This window comes from Ilumatobacter nonamiensis YM16-303, from assembly GCF_000350145.1.
Taxonomy (GTDB): domain Bacteria; phylum Actinomycetota; class Acidimicrobiia; order Acidimicrobiales; family Ilumatobacteraceae; genus Ilumatobacter_A; species Ilumatobacter_A nonamiensis.
Map to the genome: position 1 here is coordinate 1 of NZ_BAOL01000045.1, position 19,263 is coordinate 19,263.

The window sequence follows — 19,263 nt, forward strand, 5'->3', positions numbered from 1 at the left end:
CGCTCCGTGCGCGAACTGTTCACGAGTTGCCGGTGTCGGACTCGGGTGGCCGGAAGCGGGCTCGCTAGGTTTCGAACATGAGCGTGACAGGTCGTTGTCTGTGCGGTGAGGTCTCCTACGAGGTGACGGGCGACATCGTCGCCACCGCGGTGTGCCACTGCGACCACTGCCAGCGCCAGAGTGGCGGCGCATTCTCCGTGAACATCGTCGCCCACGCATCACAGCTGAACGTGACCGGAACGCTCGTCACCTACGGCGACCGCGGTGACGACGGTGGCGACACCGTCCACGTCGAGCGCCGGTTCTGCGGCACGTGCGGATCGCCGATCGTGTCGGAGTTGATGGGCACCGACGGCGTGATCGCCGTCAAGGCCGGAAGCCTCGACGACAAGTCGGCGGTGAAGCCGAACGTCGAAGTCTGGTGCGAGCACCGCCAGCCGTGGGTCGACCTTCCGGGCATGGACGTCTCCATCGACCGCGAGTGAGGTCGGTCGCGCCGGCGACGTTTCAGCGCTCGCTGTCCTCCGGGGCTGCGCAGTCGGGCGGGCCGCTCCCGATCCCGACCACCGTGTCACCGTCGAGTACGAACGAGACCACCCCGGTCGGAGCGGAGCCGAGCACGACGGAGATCCGGTCCTCGTCGAAGTCGTTGAGCGCCTGGTCCTCGGTGAACGCCTCCCGCAGCTCATCGCGCGTCGATCCCACGCCGATGCCCTCCGTGGTGGTCAACCCGGTCGGTTCGGCGTTCGCCGGGGGTTCGTCGTTCGGAGCGAGCTGCTCGGCGCGCTCGTCCCCGACCGCCCACGCTTCGAGGCTCTGGACCACGTCACCGTCGCTGTTCTCGTACTCCGTGAATGTCATCCGGAGATCACCCCAGCGCACCACCCGGTAGCGGCCACCCGGAGCGCGACACGCCTGATCATCGGGCGTGTCCACGAAGCCGGTGTCCGACGTCGGGTCGCCGAGCCGGTCGGACACCACGGTCACGACGTCATCGGCGGGCCGCTCGGCGAAGAGGTGCAACCCGAAGACGGTGGCGGCACCGCTGTCGATCGCCCCTTCCACCGCCGCGGGCACGGCCGTGTCCGACGAGGGCGGATCCGTGGGCGCAACGGTCGACGTGTTCGCGTCGGTGTCCGCCGTGGTCGCGTCGGTTCTCGTCGCGTCGGTCGTCGAGGCCTCGGTCGTCGGTGCCTCGGTCGCCGGAGTCGATCCGTCGGTCGTCGCCGGTGTCGCTGCGGAGTCGTCGCCCGAGCTGCAAGCGGCCACCGTTGCCGAGGCAACGAGAATCCCCGCGGATGTCCACGTTCTGATACGTCCCATGCCGGGGTCGTACCCGCCCACCACCAGCGGAAACGCCCGCCTCCAGCGTGTCGGCGTCAGGTGAAGAGGCAGATGGCCCGGAGCTCGATGCTGGATCGGGCGGGACGGCCGACCTCGACGTCGGGGTCGCGGAACGCCGAGTGGGGCGTGAACCAGGATTCGCCACGGTCGACGAGATCGGTGTCGTACGTGCGGAACGCGACGACCTCGTCGACCTGCAACTCGGGGAACGCATACCATCGGTACGGCGACGCCGCAGTCGGAGCGAGCACGGCCAAGGCGTTGAAGTCGATGCCCGAGCCGGCGTAGTCCGACACCGGGATCGGACGGGTGTCGTCCGGCGTGACGGTGCGCGCGTCGCAGAACGCGAGCGGGTTGTCCATCTTCGCCGGGCCGAGGTTGCGCCAGAACTGCAGGATCACCAGCCGGGGCGCACTCAGCACGTCGGCGGCGGTGATCCCGTTGCGTTCGAGCGCGCGTGTCGGACCGGGACGATCGGGACCGGGGTCGACGTAGGACCGACGGACCTGCTGGTCGTAGCCGACGGCGAAGTCGGAATGAACGAACGAGATCGGCGCGAGATCCTGGTGACGCTGCGCGTGCTCGGGTCCCCGTTTGATGTGGTTCGACACCAGCGCCACGTCGCAACCCGTCATCGAACGCGCCAGGTCCTCCATTTCTCGATGGTGCACGGCGACGAGGTCATCGTCGTCCCAGCTCGATGTCGAGGACGGGTGGGACACCAACTCGAAGCCGCACTCGGTCCACCCCGGCAGTTCGGCGCTCCGACCATCGAGGATGTCGAGGGTCACGGGCTCCGCAGTGAACTCGCTGCCCCGGGCCGCGAAATTCAACGTCGCCCGGCAGAACACACCGGACGTCGTCTGCACCGCATCGACCATGGCGACGACGCTACGTCACCCGCTCGATCCCGCGGGCACCGGCCGGGAGGCCGACCCGCGGATCACGCAGGCTGTCGAGTCAGCTGCGTGAGGATGTTCGTGTAGTTGTCCACCCCTTGCGCACCGGTGACGAGATGCTTGCGGTCGAAGACGACTGCGGGCACGCCGCTGATGCCCTGCTCGATCCAGAACCGCTGTTGTTCGCGGACCGCGGACGCGAAGCGTTGGTCTTCCAGCACCGCCAGCGCTTCCGCTCGGTCGAGGCCGAGTTCTCCGGCGACATCGGCCAGGACCTCCGTGTCGGACAGGTCGCGCCCATCGGTGAAGTGCGCGGTGAACAGCGCCATCTCCATGTCGTGCTTCCGTCCCTGTTCGTCGGCCCAGTACAGCAACTGGTGGGCGTTGAACGTGTTGTGCATCCGCGTGCCGTCGTCGAAACGGAAGTCGAATCCGAGCTCGGCTCCGAGTTCGGTCATCTGTTGGCGACTCTGCTCGGACTGCTCGACCGTCGAGCCGTACTTCTCCGCGATGTGTTCGTGCATGTCCTGCCCAGCGGACGACATGTCGGGGTTCAGTTCGAACGGGTGCCAGTGGATCTCGTGCTCGATCCCGGTGGCCTCGAGCGCCTGGGCCAACTGGCGGTATCCGATGATGCACCACGGGCACATCACGTCGGAGACGATGTCGATCTGGAGTGGCGTGGTCATGGGGAATTCCCTTTCAGCGGGTCGGAGGATGCAGCGGCTGACGGCCCGCTCAGCTGGCGTTGACGGCCGCCCGCTCCCAGGCGTACTTCTCGAAGGCCGGGTCGATCGGGGTCCGGGCGAAGTGGTTGGTGTAGTTCGACATCAACTTCTGGGCGGCTCCCAGGATGACCTCCAGGATGTTGGCCTGTGTGAATCCGGCGTCGAGGAAGGCCTGCGTGTCCGTCTCGTCGACGAAGCCGCGGTCGCGGATGACGTGCAACGTGAAGTCGCGGAGCGCTTCGAGCTTGGCGGTCGGCAGCGGTGTCTCGTTGCGCAGCGCGTCGGTGATCGCATCGTCGACCTTCATCATCTTGGCGATCCCGGTGTGGGCAGGCACGCAGTAGTGGCAGTTCTGTTCGACGTTGGCCGTCTGCCAGACGACGGTCTTCTCCTCGTCGGTCAGGCTGGTGGCCATGAACTGCTGATGGGCGAAGTCGTAGGTGGCGAGCAGGCCGGGCGCATCCGCCATGACGGCATGCAGGCCGGGGATCATGCCGTTGGTCTCCAAGGACTTCTCCAACAGCGGCTTGGAGTCTTCCGGAGCCGTTTCGATGGTGTGCTGAGTGAATTCGGTCATCGGTTTCCTTCGGGGGTCGAGGGGGTGATGGACCTCACCGTAGCGCTTGCTACAAAATAACCAACCCGAACCGGACCGCAGGCGACTAAATTGGAGCGCGAGATGCAGAACGATGCCGACGCCGTTGATCCGAACGCCGTCGCCCCCACGCGTCGAAGGGCGCCGGGGGGCGGTCGCAAGAAGACCTTCGACCCCGACGTCGCGTTGAACCGCGCGCTCGAACTCTTCTGGGAGCACGGATTCGCCGACACCACGACACGTCAACTCGAGGACGAGCTGGGGTTGAAGGCGTCGAGCATCTACAACGCGTTCGGCTCGAAACGCGGGCTGCTCGACGCTGCGATCGGTCAGTACCTCGACCGGCTCGACCGAGAACTGCTCGCTCCCCTGCGCAACGCGGAAGATCCACTCGACGGCCTCGACGAGTTCATCCACTCGGTGTCGATCGGGATCGACGGCGAGCATCGGTCGGGTTGCCTCGTCGTGTCGTTGTTGACCGAGAACGCCGCGCGCGACCCGGACCTGACGGCGCACACCGACGCCTACCTCGCGCTCGTGCGTCGCGAGATCACCGACGCCCTCGAACGGGCGGCGAACGACGGGATCATTCGTTCGGACACCGTGCCGGAGCGGGTCGGACTCCTCGTCGCGGTCGTGCTCGGGATCAATGCTGCGGCCCGCGGCAGACTCGGCACGGACACCGTCGACACGATGGCCGGCGCGGTGCGCGCCCAGATCAGCCGCTGGCGTCTCGACCCGGTCACGCAGTAGACGACCGGCGGTCGACCCCGTGCCCTGACGTTTCGTAGGGTGACGGAGGTGAGGACAACCTTCAGTCGTATCGCCGTGGTCAATCGGGGGGAGGCGGCAATGCGTGTGATCAACGCTGTGCGCGAACTGCGCTTCGAGCATGGCAGCGACCTGCGCACCATCGCGCTGCACACCACGGCCGAGCGGACCGCAATGTTCGCGCGCGAAGCCGACGAGACGATCTGCATCGATGCGGGCCGTCCAGCCGACGCCGGTAGCCCGTACCTCGACCTCGACGTGCTCGAACGTGCGCTGGTGGACTCGCGCGCCGACGCCGCCTGGGTCGGATGGGGGTTCGTCGCCGAACGACCCGAGTTCGCGGAGCTGTGTGACCGGTTGGGCGTCGTGTTCATCGGTCCGCGCCCCGACGTGATGCGACGCCTCGGGGACAAGATCGGGGCCAAACGCCTCGCCGAGGAATCCGATGTTCCCGTCGCCCCGTGGAGCGGGGGCGCGGTCGACTCGACCGAGGCGGCACGCGAGCATGCCGACCGCATCGGCTTTCCGTTGATGATCAAGGCGACCTCGGGCGGGGGCGGCCGCGGCATTCGACGGGTCGACGACCATGCTGGCCTCGCCGAAGCCTTCGACAGCGCCCGCGCAGAGGGAGCGAAGGCGTTCGGTGATCCCACGGTATTCATGGAGCGAGTCGTCTCCGACGCCCGCCACGTCGAGGTCCAGATCATCGGTGACACCCACGGCACGGTGTGGGCAGTCGGCGTACGGGACTGCAGCCTCCAACGCCGCAACCAGAAGGTGATCGAGGAGTCCCACTGCGTCGCGCTGACGAAGGAGCAGGACGAGGACCTGCGCGCGTCGGCCGTTCGTCTGGCGACGGCGGCCGGATACGAGAACGCGGGCACGGTGGAGTTCCTGTACCAACCCACCGAGCGGACGTTCGCCTTTCTCGAGGTGAACACTCGGCTCCAGGTGGAGCATCCGGTGACGGAGCTGACCACGGGACTCGACCTCGTGAAGCTCCAGATCCATGTCGCCGGCGGTGGCCGTCTCGACGGGTCGCCGCCGCCGAGTGTCGGCTACGCGATCGAGGCACGCCTGAACGCCGAGGATCCTCAACGCGGCTTCGCCCCTGCGCCCGGCACGATCGAGACGCTCGCGCTTCCGGTCGGTTCCGGGATCCGGGTCGACACGGGCGTCGCCGAAGGCGACGTGATTCCTCCGGAGTTCGATTCGATGATCGCCAAGATCATCGCGGTCGGCTCGGACCGGGAGGAGGCCATGTCACGCTTGCACCGGGCGCTGTCACAGATGACCGTACTCATCGGCGGCGGAACCACGAACAAGTCGTTCCTGCTCGAACTCCTCGACCGGCCCGAGGTCCGCGCCGGAGAGATCGACACGGCGTGGCTCGATCGTCTCACGAGCAGTGGAGCCCACGTGCCGACCCGTCACGCAGACGTGGCATTGATCGCTGCCGCACTCGATGCCGCCGAGATCCAAGCCGCCCTCGACCGGTCGGCGTTCTTCAACACCGCGAGTCGTGGCCGGCCGCACGTCGACACCGCCGTTGGTCAAACGGTCGAGCTGCAGCGTGACGGCGATGCCTACACCGTCGAAGTCCGCCACGTTCTGCCCGACACTTTCGAGGTCGAGGTCGACTCCAACACGCGACGCGTCGAGGTGGAGCGTCTCGACCGGGTTCGGAGTCGGCTCACCATCGGCGGCAGCATCTTCACCGTCGTCTCCACCGTCCACGACAGCGATCACCTGATCGAGATCGGCGGAGTCGACCACCGGTTCTCGCGTGACGACGCGGGCGTCGTTCGAGCTTCATCGGCAGCGCTGGTGGTCCGCGTCGATGTCGCGGTCGACGACGTCGTCTCGGCCGGAGATCGCCTCGGGGTGCTCGAGGCGATGAAGATGGAGTTGGCGATCGTCGCGCCCGTCGGCGGAAGGATCAAGGACGTCTTCTCGATGGCCAACGCGCAGGTGGTCGCCGGTGAAGCGTTGTTCCGCATCGAACCCGACGTCGATGATGCCGAGCGGCCCGCGGGACGCGAGCGGATCACCATCGACGCGCTTCCTGAGAGCGGCGATGTTCCCGGTGGCGAGTTGGTCCGTGCGTCGCTGCTCGGCTACGACGTTCCCACGTCGCGGGCCCTGGAGATCGCCGGATCGGCCGGTGCGGTCGATGCCGAGGAACTCGTCTCGATCCTGGACACCTTCGCCTCGCTCGGAGCGCTGTCTCCCGAGCGCTTGGATGCGTCGAGCGACGAGCGGGGCGGACGCGAGTACTTCCACGCGTATCTGCACTCGCTGGACGCCGAACGCGAGGGCATTCCGCCGTGGTACGTCGACCGGCTGTCGCTGGCACTCGAGCACCACGGGGTCGACTCGCTCGAATCCACCGATGCGCTCCGAGCAGCGCTGCACCGGATCTTCGTGTCGCAACGACGACGCTCGGAGCAGTCGTCGATCATCACGACGCTGCTCGAGGACCCGGCGGTCTCGCCACCGCTGCGGAACGCGCTCGATCGTGTGATCGACACGACACGTCGTCGCTCGCCGGCGATCTCCAGCCTGTCGCGCGCGGTGCGCTACCGGCTCTTCGACCGACCGCTCATCGAGCAATCCCGATCTGCGGTGTCCGCGACGATGAAACAGTTCGCCACCACCGCCATCGCGTCCGACGCCACCCGCTCACCGGAGATCGAGCGCCTGGTTGCATGCCCCCTCCCGCTCATGCCGATCCTTGCCGACGACGACGTGTTCGCCACCGCCGACAACCCGGCGCCGCTCATCGGCATCCTCCTCCAACGCTTCTACCGCATCCGCGACCTCGGGTCGGTGAGCGTCGAGTCGATCGCCGACCACGAGATCTGTCGGGCGAGCTACGAACACCGAGGACGGACCGTGCACGTCATCGCCGCCCGCACCGAGCGCGCCGGTGCCGCCGACGTGTTGGCCGCGATCTCCCGTCTGGCCGAGACGATCACCGGGCCCGACACGGCCGTCGTCGATCTGTTCGTTCCGTTGACCGGCTCCGACGCCGACACGACCGACGAACTCGCCACGAGCATGCTCGACCTGCTCGCCACCACACCGCTACCCGACGAGATCCGTCGGGTCTCGGTCGTCCCCGCCCAACCCAGCGGCGCGACCGAACTGCTGACGTTCCGTCGCGCGAACGCCGCCGGGGTTCGGCCGTACTGGATGGAGTCGTCGAAGGGAGCGTCGGCGACCGACCCGCGGGCGTTCGAGGAGGACGTGAAGTTCCGGGGGATCCACCCGATGATCGCGCGCCGGTTGCAGATGTGGCGGCTGGCCAATTTCGAGATCAGCTCGCTCCCGGCTGCCGGCGATGCCCACTTGTTCGACTGCGTCGCCCGTGACAGCCCCTCGGATCGACGACTGGTCGCCGTTGCCGAGGTCCGCGACATCACGCCGATCCGCGACGACGCCGGCAAGGTCGTCGCACTTCCGGAGATCGAGCATCTCCTGATCGGGTGCCTGGATGCGATCCGTCGCGCCCGTACCGAGTTGCCGGGCGCACACGGACTCGAGTGGAACCGCGTGATGCTGTACGTGTGGCCGGTCGTCGACCTGCCACTCGACGAGTTGGACGAGGTCGTCCGCCGCCTGACCCCACTCACCGAAGGGCTCGGCCTCGAGCAGGTCGTCGTGAGCGGACGCGTCGTGGATCCGTCGACCGGCGACGCCGTGGAGACCGTGATGCGGATCGGGTTCGAGCCGGGCCGGGGGGTCACGGTACGGATCACCGGTCCGGCAACCGAGCCGATGCAGCCCTTGAGCGACTACGACCGCAAGCTGATCGCCACCCGCCGACGCGGCCTGACCTACCCCTACGAGATCGTTCCGATGGTGATGCGCGAGGGTGGCACGTTCACCGAATACGAACTCGCCGCAGCCGAGAACGGAGACGACGACGCCGGCGTCGACCGCCTCGTGGCGACCGACCGGCCGCGAGGAACCAACCCGTCGGGCATCATCGTCGGCGTGGTGTCCACCCCCACCGACCGCTATCCCGAGGGGATGACCCGGGTGGCCGTCTTCGGCGATCCGACCAAGGCGATGGGTTCGATCACCGAAGCCGAGTGTCGACGGCTGTTGGCGGCGATCGACCTTGCGGCGGAGATGCGTGTTCCGATCGAGTGGTTCGCGTTGTCGGCCGGCGCCAAGATCGCGATGGACTCGGGCAGCGAGAACCTCGACTGGGTGGCGCGGGTCCTGCGCCGGATCGTCGAACACACGCAGGCCGGTGGCGAGATCAACGTGGTCGTTGCGGGCATCAACGTCGGGGCGCAGCCGTACTGGAATGCCGAGTCGACGATGTTGATGCACACCAAGGGCATTCTGGTGATGACCCCCGACAGCGCGATGGTGCTCACGGGGAAGCAGGCGATCGACTATTCCGGCGGGGTTTCCGCAGAGGACAACTTCGGGATCGGCGGCTACGAGCGGATCATGGGTCCCAACGGTGAGGCGCAGTACTGGGCTCCGACTCTCTCCGACGCCTGCGATCTGCTGTTCCAGCACTACGAACTCACCTATCGCGCCGGCGGGGAACGGTGGCCCCGCGTCGCCTCCACGGACGACCCGACCACTCGTGACGTCCGGCCGACGGGCCACCGGGTCGACGGTGTCGACTTCACCACGGTCGGCGACATCTTCTCCGACGAGACCAATCCCGACCGCAAGAAGCCGTTCGACATCCGCACGGTGATGCAGGCGGTGATCGACGCCGACCACGACCCGCTCGAACGGTGGCCCGAGATGGCCGACGCCGAGATGGCCGTCGTCTACGACTGCCGGTTGGGTGGGCGGGCCACGACGCTGATCGGCATGGAGTCGCGCCCACTCCCCCGCCACGGCGCGACCCCGGCCGACGGTCCGTCGCAGTGGTCGGCGGGCACCCTGTTCCCACTGTCCTCGAAGAAGGTTGCGCGAGCGATCAACGCTGCGAGCGGCGCGCGCCCCGTGGTGATGCTCGCCAACCTGTCGGGCTTCGACGGGTCGCCCGAGTCACTGCGCCGGTTGCAGCTCGAGTACGGCGCGGAGATCGGGCGGGCGATCGTGAACTTCGACGGGCCGTTCGTGCTGTGCGTGGTGTCGCGCTACCACGGCGGGGCGTTCGTGGTGTTCTCCGCCACCCTCAACGACGACATGGAGGTGCTCGCCGTCGATGGTTCGTTCGCGTCGGTGATCGGCGGCGCTCCGGCCGCTGCGGTCGTGTTCACCCGCGAGGTCGACACCCGGACCGATGACGACGAACGGATCCGCGAACTCGACTCGTCGATTGCGGCAGCTGTCGGTGACGGGTCCGGCGAGGCGGAGCGCCTGCGCGCTCAGTTGTCGACGCTGCGCGACGCCGTACGCACCGAGAAGATGGGTGAGGTCGCCGCGGAATTCGACGCGGTGCACAGCGTCGAGCGCGCCCGGGAGGTGGGTTCGGTGCACCGCATCATCGCAGCCGCCGACCTGCGCCCGGAACTCATCGCCTCCGTCGAACGAGGGATGGCCCGTCACTGAACGGCGCGACGGGCCCGTGGCTCCCGTTCACCCCAGGAGTGCGAGGTCCCGTCGGACGTAGCGAAGGTGCGCCCACTCCTCCTCGAGGATCACGCGCACGCAGTCGCCGACGGTGGGATGCCAGTCGTCCTCGCCCCACGGGTTGTCGCGCTTCTCGGCGAGCTGTTCGGGCGTGACGGTGGCCAAGAACTCGGTCACCTGCTGCTGGCGCTCGGCGCGGACTGCGAGGATCTCCTCGAACTCCGGAGCGTCAGCTCGGAAGATCGACATGTCGAAGCCCATCTCGGCCGCACCCGTGAAGATCTGGCCGATCTCGTGGAAGGGTTGCTCGACTCCCTTGATCGCGCCGTTGAGCCAGGCGTCGGTCGCCAGCACGAGGTGACGAAGCGTCTCGGCCAGCGACCACTCGTGCTCCACGTGGGCATCCACGAGTTCCGGTGGTGTGTTCGTCACCGTCGTGTCCCAGGCCGCCTGCGCCGCCACCCAACCATCGCGGAGGCCGGCCGGCGTCTGCGACGACTGCAGCTCGCGGCCGGGGAACTGCCGGTCGAGCTCCGCGTTCACGAGCGGCACCACGTCGACGCCGTTGACGACGAGGGTTCCGAAGAACAGGTCATGGCTGTCGATGTCGAGCCCGCCCACATCGACGCTGCGCATCGTCACCCCGCTGACGTCGCAGGACCTCAGCGTGGCGCCCCTGAAGTTCGTCCTGACGAACGTCGCGTTCTCGAAGTCCCGGTCACCGGAATGCGTCGCCATCCCCACATTCTGTCGCGTCGCGTTGCGTCGGCGCGGCGAGTACGCGGCGCTCGAACGCTCGACGTCGAGTGCGACACCGACGGGCTGTCGATCCGGCTCGAACAACTACCTTCGTTGCCAGCACCGCACACCACACCTGACGAGGACGCGCAATGACCACCGACATCTTCCACAACGCCCACCGCTACGGCGACATGACGGGATGGCGACAGGAGGCGGTCGAGCTCCATCACCAGGGACCCGTCCACCGGATCGAAGCCGACGGGTTCCCGCCGTTCTGGGCCGTGATCGGCCACGATGAGGTCATGGCGGTCGAGCGCCAGCCGGCACTGTTCACCAACGAACCGGTTCCGGTGCTCACGACCGACGCAGTGCTCCAGATGCGCGACGAAGGCGGTCCGCAGATCCGCACGCTGATCCACATGGACAAGCCGGATCACACCGACTATCGGCGCCTCACCAACGACTGGTTCAAGCCGGCCAACATCAACTCGATGCAGGCGCGTCTCGACGAGTTGAGCCGAGTCGCCGTCGCCAAACTCGAAGCCGCTGCGAGCAACGGGACGGGCACGATCGACTTCAACACCGAGATCGCCGTGCCGTACCCGTTGCAGGTCATCTTGTCGATTCTCGGGTTGCCCGAAGGCGACTACGAACGAATGCTCCAGCTCACCCAGGAGCTGTTCGGTGCCGAAGACCCCGACCTCCAGCGCGAAGGCGGCTCGCCGGAGGAAACCGCAGCCGTGTTGATGGACTTCTACCAGTACTTCACCGGCCTCACCGCCGACCGACAGGCGAATCCGACCGACGACCTCGCCACCTTGATCGCGAACGGCGAGATCCGCGGCGAGCCGATGCCCGACCTCGAGAAGATGGGCTACTACGTCATCGTCGCGACCGCCGGCCACGACACCACCTCCGCGTCGATGGCCGAAGGCATGGCCCAGCTCGCCCGCAACCCCGACCAGCTGCAGCTCCTGCAGGAACAGCCCGAGTTGATCGGCAACGCCGTCGAGGAGATGATCCGCATGGCGTCATCGGTCCGCCACTTCATGCGCACCGCCCAAGAAGACACCGAGGTCGGCGGGCAGACGATCAAGAAGGGCGACTGGCTGATGCTCAACTACGCCGCGGCGAACATGGATCCCGGCTACTTCGAGGACCCCACACGATTCGACGTCACCCGATCGAACGCATCCAAGCACATCGCCTTCGGCTTCGGCATCCACTTCTGCCTCGGAGCCCAACTCGCGCGCCAAGAGCTGCGGTCGCTGTTCAGCCACCTCGTGCCCAGACTCGCCAGCGCCGAACTCGAGGGGAAAGCCACCACCGGCAAGGCCACATTCGTCAGCGGCTACAAAGCCCTCCCCCTGAACTACACCCTGAACTAGAGAGACCGGGCGACGCTCGTCACGGACGCCTGATCGCCGGGCAGACCACGTTCTCGTGGCACGGCGCTTCGTGAGCCGAAGCAGGCACCCGTCCAACCCCGTGCTCAATCGCGCCGGGTTCATGTTTGTACCAGTTCGACGTACACGTCGAACGGAATCAATGGACGACGTGAGGTCACCTCCTGCCCCCGCAACCAGTAGCAACAACGACAACGCTCGATCCGGGCGTCTCCTCATCTCGGCGAACACTCGAACGTGAGGAATGGGTGCCACCAACGTCACCCTGAGGACACCCGCCGCCGCCAACGCGCCGAGCATTATGGGCTCCGCCTCGGGCGGGTAGTGCCGGTTCCAGGACGGGTCGGGCGGCGACCGGCCGGCGCCTGTATGCGCGCCCTTGATCCGGCGTTCTGGTCGACCAGCTCTCGGTGACCGTTGCCGGCGTTGGAGGCGAGCGGGGCGAGTGCGGAAAGATGCCTTCTGTCCGCGGAGCCTCTGACGGGCAGAGAGCAGGTTGATGACCCATGGGTGTACGCGCAGGACGATTCACCGCCGAGGTCGAGGGCGACTTCGTCGTGTTCCTGATCGGGATGCGCTTCAACAAACCGTGGAAGGTCCGGAAGTGGTGGCCGGTGGCAACGGCGATGCCCAGGATGTTGCGGGTGATCGACGAACACCCGGAGCTCGGCTGCCTCGGGTACCAGCAGTGGATCGGGCGGACGACGATCCTGGTCCAATATTGGCGGAGTTTCGAGGACCTCGACCACTTCGCGCGCGATTCCGACTTGCCCCACTTGGAGCCGTGGCGACAGTTCAACAAAGTGGTTCGTGACTCGGGTGATGTCGGGATCTGGCATGAGACTTTCAAAGTGCGAGCGGGGGAGTACGAAGCTGTGTACGGCAACATGCCTGCGTTCGGACTCGCAGCTGCGGCCGGCCATGTGCCGATCGGGCGCCTCAAGAACTCTGCGGCAGCCCGTATCGGTGCGAGGGACGCAGATGAGCCAGTCGTCGATCCCTACTGAGCAATCCGGTTCAGGCACAGCGCCTGCCTCCGAAGTGCCTGCTTCGTTCGAGGCGCACACGGCTGCGACCCAGTGACGCTCGTGCCGAGCAGATCGGCGCCAGTCCCATCTGTATCGACTACGGCGACACGGCTCGGCTCAGCGAAGCAAGGTTGTCGCTTGTCGCTCCCACCGCAAAGCTCGGCGTCGGCGTCGGCGTCGGCGACTGCGAAGCGGCGGTTCGGACCGGCCGAGACCTCGGCTGCTGGCTTTGACGCCTGATCCGCAGCGGACGCCAACAGATCGCGACCCCGAGGTGGTCGCACGTCAGTGGCGTGGCGTCCATCGCGGCCACCGTCGATGCGGCGTCTGAGCTCGTGCGTTGCGGTGCGCCGCTGCTTGTCGCTCGAGTTCTTCGTGGGGTTCCGGGTCAGGGGCCGTTCAGGCTCGCGTTGGCGACCGATCGACTCTGACGACGACCTTTCCGCTCGTTCGTTTGCTGCCCAGCATCGTCATCGCCGACGCGATCTCAGCGAGTGGGAACGTGCGGTCGATCACGGAGGTGAGGGCTCCCGACGACATGAGTTGTGTGAGCATTTCGAGGTCACCGGTGTTGAACTGTGCGACAAAGCTGATGACTCTCTCGCCGTGCGCTGAAGCCTTGTAGGCCCCGAGCTTCGCCAGGTGTTCGGTCGTGTCCGTGCCGAGTGCTCCGACGGAGACCATGCGCCCTGCGGGCGTGAGGTTCTTCACGTACACGTCGAATGGGCGATCTCCGACCATGTCCAGGATGAGGTCGTACGGTCCGGTGCCATCCCAGTCCTGAGCGGTGTAGTCGATCACGTCGTCGGCTCCGAGACCCCTCACCATGTCGGTATTCGTTGTGCTGCACGCCGCGGTCACGTGAGCATCGAAGGACTTGGCAATCTGCACCGCGGCAACTCCCACACCACCGGATGCACCGACGATCAGGACACGCTGGCCGGAAACGAGTCGCCCGTGGTCACGCAGCCCTTGAAGGGCGGTGAGGCCTCCGGTCGGGACGGCGGCAGCGTCGACGAATGGCACGTTCTCGGGCTTGCGGACCAGATTCCTCTCCGTGGCGATCGCGTATTCTGCGAGCGCGCCCTTCGCCGCCCCGAACACGGCATCACCGACGGTGAACCGTGCGACGTTCTTCCCGACGGCCACGACAGTGCCGGCGCAATCGGTGCCGAGTGTGTGATCGGTCGGCTCGGGGTCACCGTACGCCTGGCGGAGCATCGGAATCTTGCCTTCCATGCGATGCCAGTCGGAGGGGTTCAATCCAGCTGAGCGGACTTCGACGAGCACCTGATCGCCTTCCGGCGTCGGTGGATCAACCTCTTCCAGCGTCAAGACATGGGGAGTGCCGTAGCGGCGAGCACGAATCGCTTTCATGTCAGTTCTCCCCGCTGTCGTCTCGTCGGGTCCGGCGTTGCTGCAGTGCGGCGATCTCCTCAGGCGTCGATGACGCGTCCGAGGGTCGGTTGAGCCAAAGGACGAAGCCGTGGACGGCGATGCCGATGCTCCAGCCGAGGAGAGCCCACACTGACCACCAGGCGTCCCATTCGTCGGCGCTTCCGGCGGAGATGTTGGTGACGAGGTTCACTGCGAACATGATGAACATGCCGGTCGCAAACCCGCCGACGTGGCCGTGGAACGCTCGCCGCTGATCGGCGTACCGTCTGGCCGCTTCGTCTCGTTCGTCCGGCGATTCATCGTGGCGGCTCGGCGCTTCAGTTGGAGTGGGCATCGTTCGTCTCTTTCGTTGGCTTCGTGCTGAGGTCGGTGGGTGTGATCTTCGATCAGTGGCGGAGGCTCAGCGGGCGAGGTCCGCCGCTGAAGCGGCGGTCTCGGAACTGCGGAGCAGGACGATGCCGGTCCAGGCGAACCAGACGATGGACCCGAGGCCGAAGATCATCCCAACATCTGACAGGCCCGGGATGAGCGTGATGAGTGCGGCGACGGCGCTGATGCCGCCCAGGATGTTGAGTCCGGTCGGGAGTCGTCGAGTGCGCCAAGCGGCGACGCTGACCAGGAGGATCCAGAGGCCGCCGACGAGTTCGTTACCGCCTCCGAGACCCTCGGTGACCGTGTCGATGCTCGACCACAGCGCCTGCGCTGCTGTCGGGTCGGTCTTCTCCAGGTCGGCGACCGCCGTGATGCCGACGTTGGAGATCATTCCGGTGGCGAACATCAAGCCGGCCCAGATATAGGCGAGGACGGCGCCCACGCCGGCGAGTTGTGGGCTGACGTCGGCGAGGCGCCGGCGCAGCGCTCGAGCGAGGGGGATGATCGCGACGCCGAAGACCAAGAAGATGACGAGGTACCAGGCGAAGAGCGTGGTCTGATGGCCGACGAGGAACTCGACGGACTCACCCGGTGTCGGGTCGCCCTCGGTGTAGGCGCTCAGCGTCGTCACGAACAGGACGATGCCGAACACGAACGTGGCCGCGGCGACGAGTGCGCCGATCGCGCCCGCTCGGGACGGGGCGAGCTGGGTGTCGGTCGGGGTGTGGATGGTCGTGGTCATGGCTGCCTTTCAGGTGGGTGGGTGGGTTGCAGATGGCCCGGTTCGAGCCGAGCGAGGCTGACGATCTCGATCGCCAGTGACGTCATGTGGGTGATGACGCCATGGAGGTGAGCGACGTCACGGACCGCCCCGGTCATGCGGGTCGTTCCGTCGTCAGTGGCCTCGATTGCGAAGTCGTCTCGGAGCGCACCCAGCAGCCGAGTGCTGGCGTTGCCCTTGATGACGATCTCGTAGCGGACCGGCTCGTTCATGGCTCCACCATCGCTACCGACCGTGTGACCGGTCTTCACTCGTCGCGTGGTCTCACCCGGGTGAGATCCGGGCGTCGAAGCCAATCCGCACTGCGTCGGCGCCCATAGGCTCGGAACGTGGATGCCGACGGCGCCAACGCTCTCGTAGCGACGAAGCTGACGGCTCCCACGCTGCCGCCCCAGCTGATCGACCGGCCGCGTCTGACCGCCGTGTTGGATGCTGCGGTCGCCGATTCATCGGTTCGAGCGATCCTGGTGAGTGCGCCGGCAGGCTCCGGGAAGTCGACCTTGGTCGCCGGGTGGCAGTCGACGAGAGACGACTGCGCCTGGCTCCAAGCCGATCCCGCAGACCGGGATCCGGCCCGCTTCTGGGGTCATCTGGTCGGTGCCCTGGCCGGCCTCGTCCCCGACATCGTCGAGACGGTCGGACCCGCCGTTTCCTCCGCAGCCGGCGACGCCGGGCCGTTGCTGGAACGACTCGCGAACGTGCTCGCGAGCGGAGAGCGGGTGACCTTGGTGATCGACGACTATCACCTGGTTGTGAGCCCGGCGATCGACGACGCGATCGACGCGCTGATCGGACTGGCTCCTTCGACGTTCAGGCTGGTGCTGGTGACCCGCCTCGATCCATCGATCCGACTGTCGAGGCTGCGGGTGCGCTCTCAGCTCGTCGAGGTGCGCGCCGACGAACTGAGCTTCGCCGCGACCGAAGCGCAACTGTTGCTTCGCGACGCTGACCCGGCCGTCACGTTGGATCACGCCGAGGCGCTCTGCGAGCGCACCGAGGGATGGGCCGCCGGCCTGGTGCTCGCTGGACTGTCGCTGCGGGGCAGCGACGACCACGACGCCTTCGTGGAGGCGTTCCAGGGTGACGACCGCCTCGTGGTCGACTACCTCACCGACGAGTACCTGTCGCAGGTCGACGAAGCCGATCAAAGCCGGATGATGCGCACCGCCGTGCTCGATCGCATGTGCGGACCACTCATCGACGCCGTCTGCGGCACGAACGACGGCGCCAGATGGCTGAACGAGACCGCAGCGACCAATCAACTGCTCATCAGCCTCGACCGGACCAACACCTGGTTCCGCTATCACCACCTCCTCGGCGACGTGCTCCGCCTCGACGCCGAGCAATCGTCCATTGACCTCACCGATGCGCACCGGCAGGCCGCACGCTGGCATCACCAGGCGGGCGACGCCCACAACGCCGTCGAGCACTACCTCGCCGCAAACGAGCTGACCGCCGCCGCGGACCTCATCTACGACGAGGCCACCGACTTGATGAATCGAGGCCAACTCAGCACCGTCGCCGACCAGGTCGCCCGGCTCGGGACGCTCGCAGAAGAGCACGCCGGCGCACTCGTCGTGCAGGGGTGGATCGCACTGTTCACCGGGCACTACGCCGAGTCACACCGCTGCGTGGCACGGGCCCGCACCCTGAACCCCAACAACGATGAAGCCGCGCTCAGCGTCGCACTCGCGATCATGACCAACCTGGCGACCGGCAACGTCGACAACGCCCTCAGCGAAGCTCGCAGTGCCGACGAACCCTTCGAGTCAACCCAGGCCATGGCACTCGCCGGGGCACGCGTCTGGGCCGGCGACTTCGACGGTGCACGCCCCTTCCTCGAACAGGCCGAACGGATGGCGCCCGACGAGGGGCACCGCTATGTACAAGTCGTCGCGCCCATCTTCTCGGCGATCGGCCACATCGAATGCAACGACGCCGCCGCGGCACACGCCGAAGCTGCCCGGGCCATCGACCTCGCCGATCTCGGTCTCGGCGACCTCACCCAGACCGCACTCGCTCACAGCATCCTCGCCCGCACCACCGAGCATCCCGACGAGGCAGTCGCCGCCGCCACACACGGCGTGGAGCTCGTCAGCCGCTCACCCGAACCCATCTTGCGCGCCTACGTGTTCGCCAGCGGCGGCGACGTGCTCAGCCACCACGGCCACGACCAGGGCGCTGATCTCATCGAAGAGGCGAGACGCATCATCGACGAGTGCCCGGACCCGGGCATCGCCGGCCGATACCTCGCCCGGGTCGAGGCCCGCCACCAACTCAGCACACCCCAACCCGCCTCTCCGGGGTTCGTCGAAGACCTGACCGACCGAGAGCTCGCCGTCCTGCGATATCTCCCCTCCCCGATGTCGCAGCGCGAGATCGCCAACGAGCTCTACGTCTCGCTCAACACCGTGAAGACCCACTGCAAGGCGGTCTACCGCAAACTCGGCACCGGCGACCGCAAAGCCGCCGTCCAAGCCGCCCGCGACCACGGCCTTCTCTGACATCGCTCGGCACGACACTCGCTGGCGTCTGCGCGCCACATCGTGCGTAGGACGAAGCGTGGCGAGCACCACGCGATAATCGCAACGCACTCGACACCGCCGACCCATCCAGGTGCGGCACCTCGGAGAGCGTCCATTTGCACCAAAATGCGCGAGGCGGCGGTGATGGCATCGACGACCTGTTGTTCGCCGCGACGCGGGCGAGTGCGGCGCGTTCGAGGAGGTATTCCTCGACGGGACGCGATCAGCGATCGAGCGGGGCTTTGATGACCGGTCTGCGGGCGGCGGTCGCTGTACTGGCGGCCGTCGTAGTACGACGGGTTGGTGTCGGGCCGGCCGCGTCGGCTGGTCCAGCGCCAGGTGAGGGAGATCCGCGGTCGATCGGTTGCCGCTGGGGGGATCCCGTGGAGCCAGTCGCGCTGGCACGCCCCACCCATCACGAGCAGGTCGCCGAGGCCCGGCGTCAGCACGACGTCGCCGTCGAGCGATCCCGCCGGTGCCCGCTCAGTGACATCGGCCAACGGTCGTCGCTCGCGGAACACGAACGGGCGCCGCGCTCCCAACACGACGATCGCGATCAGCGTCTCGTCCAGCCAACGCATCTCACGATCGGAGTGCAGGCCCTGGAAGTCGTCCCCGGTGCGGTAGAGCAGCGCACCGACCCCGTCGAACCGTTGCCGGTAGCGCGCCTGGAGGTGGAGGCCGGTCTGACGGAGCAGTGGATGCCGGTCTCCCGCCAGTCCCGCTCCGAGTCGCTTCTCCGCGACGTAGCGGTCGTAGCGCAGTACCTCACCTTGCTGCCAGTCGACCGACTCGTTGAGATCGCGGAACTCCCGCTCGGGTTCGGCCACGAATCCCTCGGCGAGGTCGACCCACGATTCCACACCGAGATCGATCCGTCGGACCTCGGCGCCACGCACGATCCGCAGATCAGGACTCGATCCGACGCCGTCGTTCATCCCGCCAGTCTCCCGCGAGCGGCCCCTCGGCAGAGCACGCGAGCATCGCCCCGGACCTCTCCTCCATCCGCGCCCACTCGGTCGGCCGAACTGCGAGCGAATCCCGGAACGGAAAGAGCCACTCCGAAGAGTGGCTCTGACCTGGTGTTCTTGGCAGCCCGTACGGGATTCGAACCCGTGCCGC

The 19,263-nt window shown here is 67.1% G+C and carries 16 protein-coding genes; 6 read left to right on the forward strand and 10 right to left on the reverse strand.

Going from position 1 to position 19,263, the window contains the following annotated elements; translation table 11 throughout:
* Positions 1 to 77: 77 nt before the first annotated feature.
* Positions 78 to 485: a GFA family protein gene (locus ON45_RS05760; RefSeq protein ID WP_040492656.1), complete on the forward strand. Its 408-nt coding sequence runs from the start codon at positions 78 to 80 to the stop codon at positions 483 to 485.
* A gap of 22 nt (positions 486 to 507) precedes the next feature.
* On the opposite strand, the gene ON45_RS05765 is transcribed toward ON45_RS05760, so the two are convergent.
* The 4 genes from ON45_RS05765 to ON45_RS05785 form a co-directional block, all read right to left on the reverse strand.
* Positions 508 to 1,323, reverse strand: a complete 816-nt coding sequence (locus ON45_RS05765) for a hypothetical protein (RefSeq protein WP_148288540.1) — start codon at positions 1,321 to 1,323, stop codon at positions 508 to 510.
* A gap of 56 nt (positions 1,324 to 1,379) precedes the next feature.
* Positions 1,380 to 2,225, reverse strand: a complete 846-nt coding sequence (locus ON45_RS05775) for a CmcJ/NvfI family oxidoreductase (RefSeq protein ID WP_040492662.1) — start codon at positions 2,223 to 2,225, stop codon at positions 1,380 to 1,382.
* Between the two features lie 62 nt (positions 2,226 to 2,287).
* Positions 2,288 to 2,932 (reverse strand): DsbA family oxidoreductase, encoded by a 645-nt coding sequence (locus ON45_RS05780; protein WP_040492664.1) that lies wholly within the window; start codon positions 2,930 to 2,932, stop codon positions 2,288 to 2,290.
* 49 nt (positions 2,933 to 2,981) lie between these two features.
* Positions 2,982 to 3,548 carry a carboxymuconolactone decarboxylase family protein gene (locus tag ON45_RS05785; protein WP_040492666.1) on the reverse strand — a complete coding sequence of 189 codons (567 nt, stop codon included), beginning with the start codon at positions 3,546 to 3,548 and terminating at the stop codon, positions 2,982 to 2,984.
* A 102-nt stretch (positions 3,549 to 3,650) separates the two neighbouring features.
* On the opposite strand from ON45_RS05785, the gene ON45_RS21130 reads away from it, so the two are divergent.
* Together ON45_RS21130 and ON45_RS05795 are read left to right on the forward strand one after the other, a co-directional pair.
* Complete coding sequence (locus ON45_RS21130; protein ID WP_051062564.1) at positions 3,651 to 4,319, forward strand: TetR/AcrR family transcriptional regulator; 669 nt, start codon at positions 3,651 to 3,653, stop codon at positions 4,317 to 4,319.
* A gap of 48 nt (positions 4,320 to 4,367) precedes the next feature.
* Complete coding sequence (locus ON45_RS05795; protein WP_040492673.1) at positions 4,368 to 9,869, forward strand: ATP-binding protein; 5,502 nt, start codon at positions 4,368 to 4,370, stop codon at positions 9,867 to 9,869.
* Positions 9,870 to 9,896: 27 nt separating this feature from the next.
* On the opposite strand, the gene ON45_RS05800 is transcribed toward ON45_RS05795, so the two are convergent.
* Positions 9,897 to 10,628 (reverse strand): DinB family protein, encoded by a 732-nt coding sequence (locus ON45_RS05800; protein WP_040492674.1) that lies wholly within the window; start codon positions 10,626 to 10,628, stop codon positions 9,897 to 9,899.
* Between the two features lie 152 nt (positions 10,629 to 10,780).
* On the opposite strand from ON45_RS05800, the gene ON45_RS05805 reads away from it, so the two are divergent.
* Positions 10,781 to 12,019: a cytochrome P450 gene (locus tag ON45_RS05805; protein WP_051062567.1), complete on the forward strand. Its 1,239-nt coding sequence runs from the start codon at positions 10,781 to 10,783 to the stop codon at positions 12,017 to 12,019.
* 524 nt (positions 12,020 to 12,543) lie between these two features.
* Positions 12,544 to 13,044: a DUF4188 domain-containing protein gene (locus ON45_RS05810; protein ID WP_040492667.1), complete on the forward strand. Its 501-nt coding sequence runs from the start codon at positions 12,544 to 12,546 to the stop codon at positions 13,042 to 13,044.
* A gap of 420 nt (positions 13,045 to 13,464) precedes the next feature.
* On the opposite strand, the gene ON45_RS05815 is transcribed toward ON45_RS05810, so the two are convergent.
* From ON45_RS05815 to ON45_RS05830, 4 genes are all read right to left on the reverse strand, one after another.
* A complete protein-coding gene (locus tag ON45_RS05815) occupies positions 13,465 to 14,442 on the reverse strand; it encodes an NAD(P)-dependent alcohol dehydrogenase (RefSeq protein WP_040492668.1) in 978 nt (325 codons plus the stop codon).
* 1 nt (position 14,443) lies between these two features.
* Positions 14,444 to 14,797 (reverse strand): 2TM domain-containing protein, encoded by a 354-nt coding sequence (locus ON45_RS05820; RefSeq protein WP_040492669.1) that lies wholly within the window; start codon positions 14,795 to 14,797, stop codon positions 14,444 to 14,446.
* A gap of 66 nt (positions 14,798 to 14,863) precedes the next feature.
* Positions 14,864 to 15,577, reverse strand: a complete 714-nt coding sequence (locus ON45_RS05825; RefSeq protein ID WP_051062569.1) for a DUF4386 family protein — start codon at positions 15,575 to 15,577, stop codon at positions 14,864 to 14,866.
* Positions 15,574 to 15,828: a DUF8691 family protein gene (locus ON45_RS05830; RefSeq protein WP_148288541.1), complete on the reverse strand. Its 255-nt coding sequence runs from the start codon at positions 15,826 to 15,828 to the stop codon at positions 15,574 to 15,576. The genes ON45_RS05825 and ON45_RS05830 overlap by 4 nt, the downstream gene beginning before the upstream one ends.
* Before the next feature lie 117 nt (positions 15,829 to 15,945).
* Here ON45_RS05830 and ON45_RS23875 point away from each other — a divergent pair, with 117 nt between their 5' ends.
* Positions 15,946 to 18,120 carry a helix-turn-helix transcriptional regulator gene (locus ON45_RS23875; RefSeq protein WP_040492671.1) on the forward strand — a complete coding sequence of 725 codons (2,175 nt, stop codon included), beginning with the start codon at positions 15,946 to 15,948 and terminating at the stop codon, positions 18,118 to 18,120.
* On the opposite strand, the gene ON45_RS21135 is transcribed toward ON45_RS23875, so the two are convergent.
* The gene (locus tag ON45_RS21135) at positions 18,051 to 19,079 is read right to left on the reverse strand and encodes an alpha-ketoglutarate-dependent dioxygenase AlkB (RefSeq protein ID WP_051062572.1); all 1,029 of its coding nucleotides are present in this window, start codon (positions 19,077 to 19,079) and stop codon (positions 18,051 to 18,053) included. The genes ON45_RS23875 and ON45_RS21135 overlap by 70 nt on opposite strands.
* Between the last annotated feature and the right edge of the window lie 184 nt (positions 19,080 to 19,263).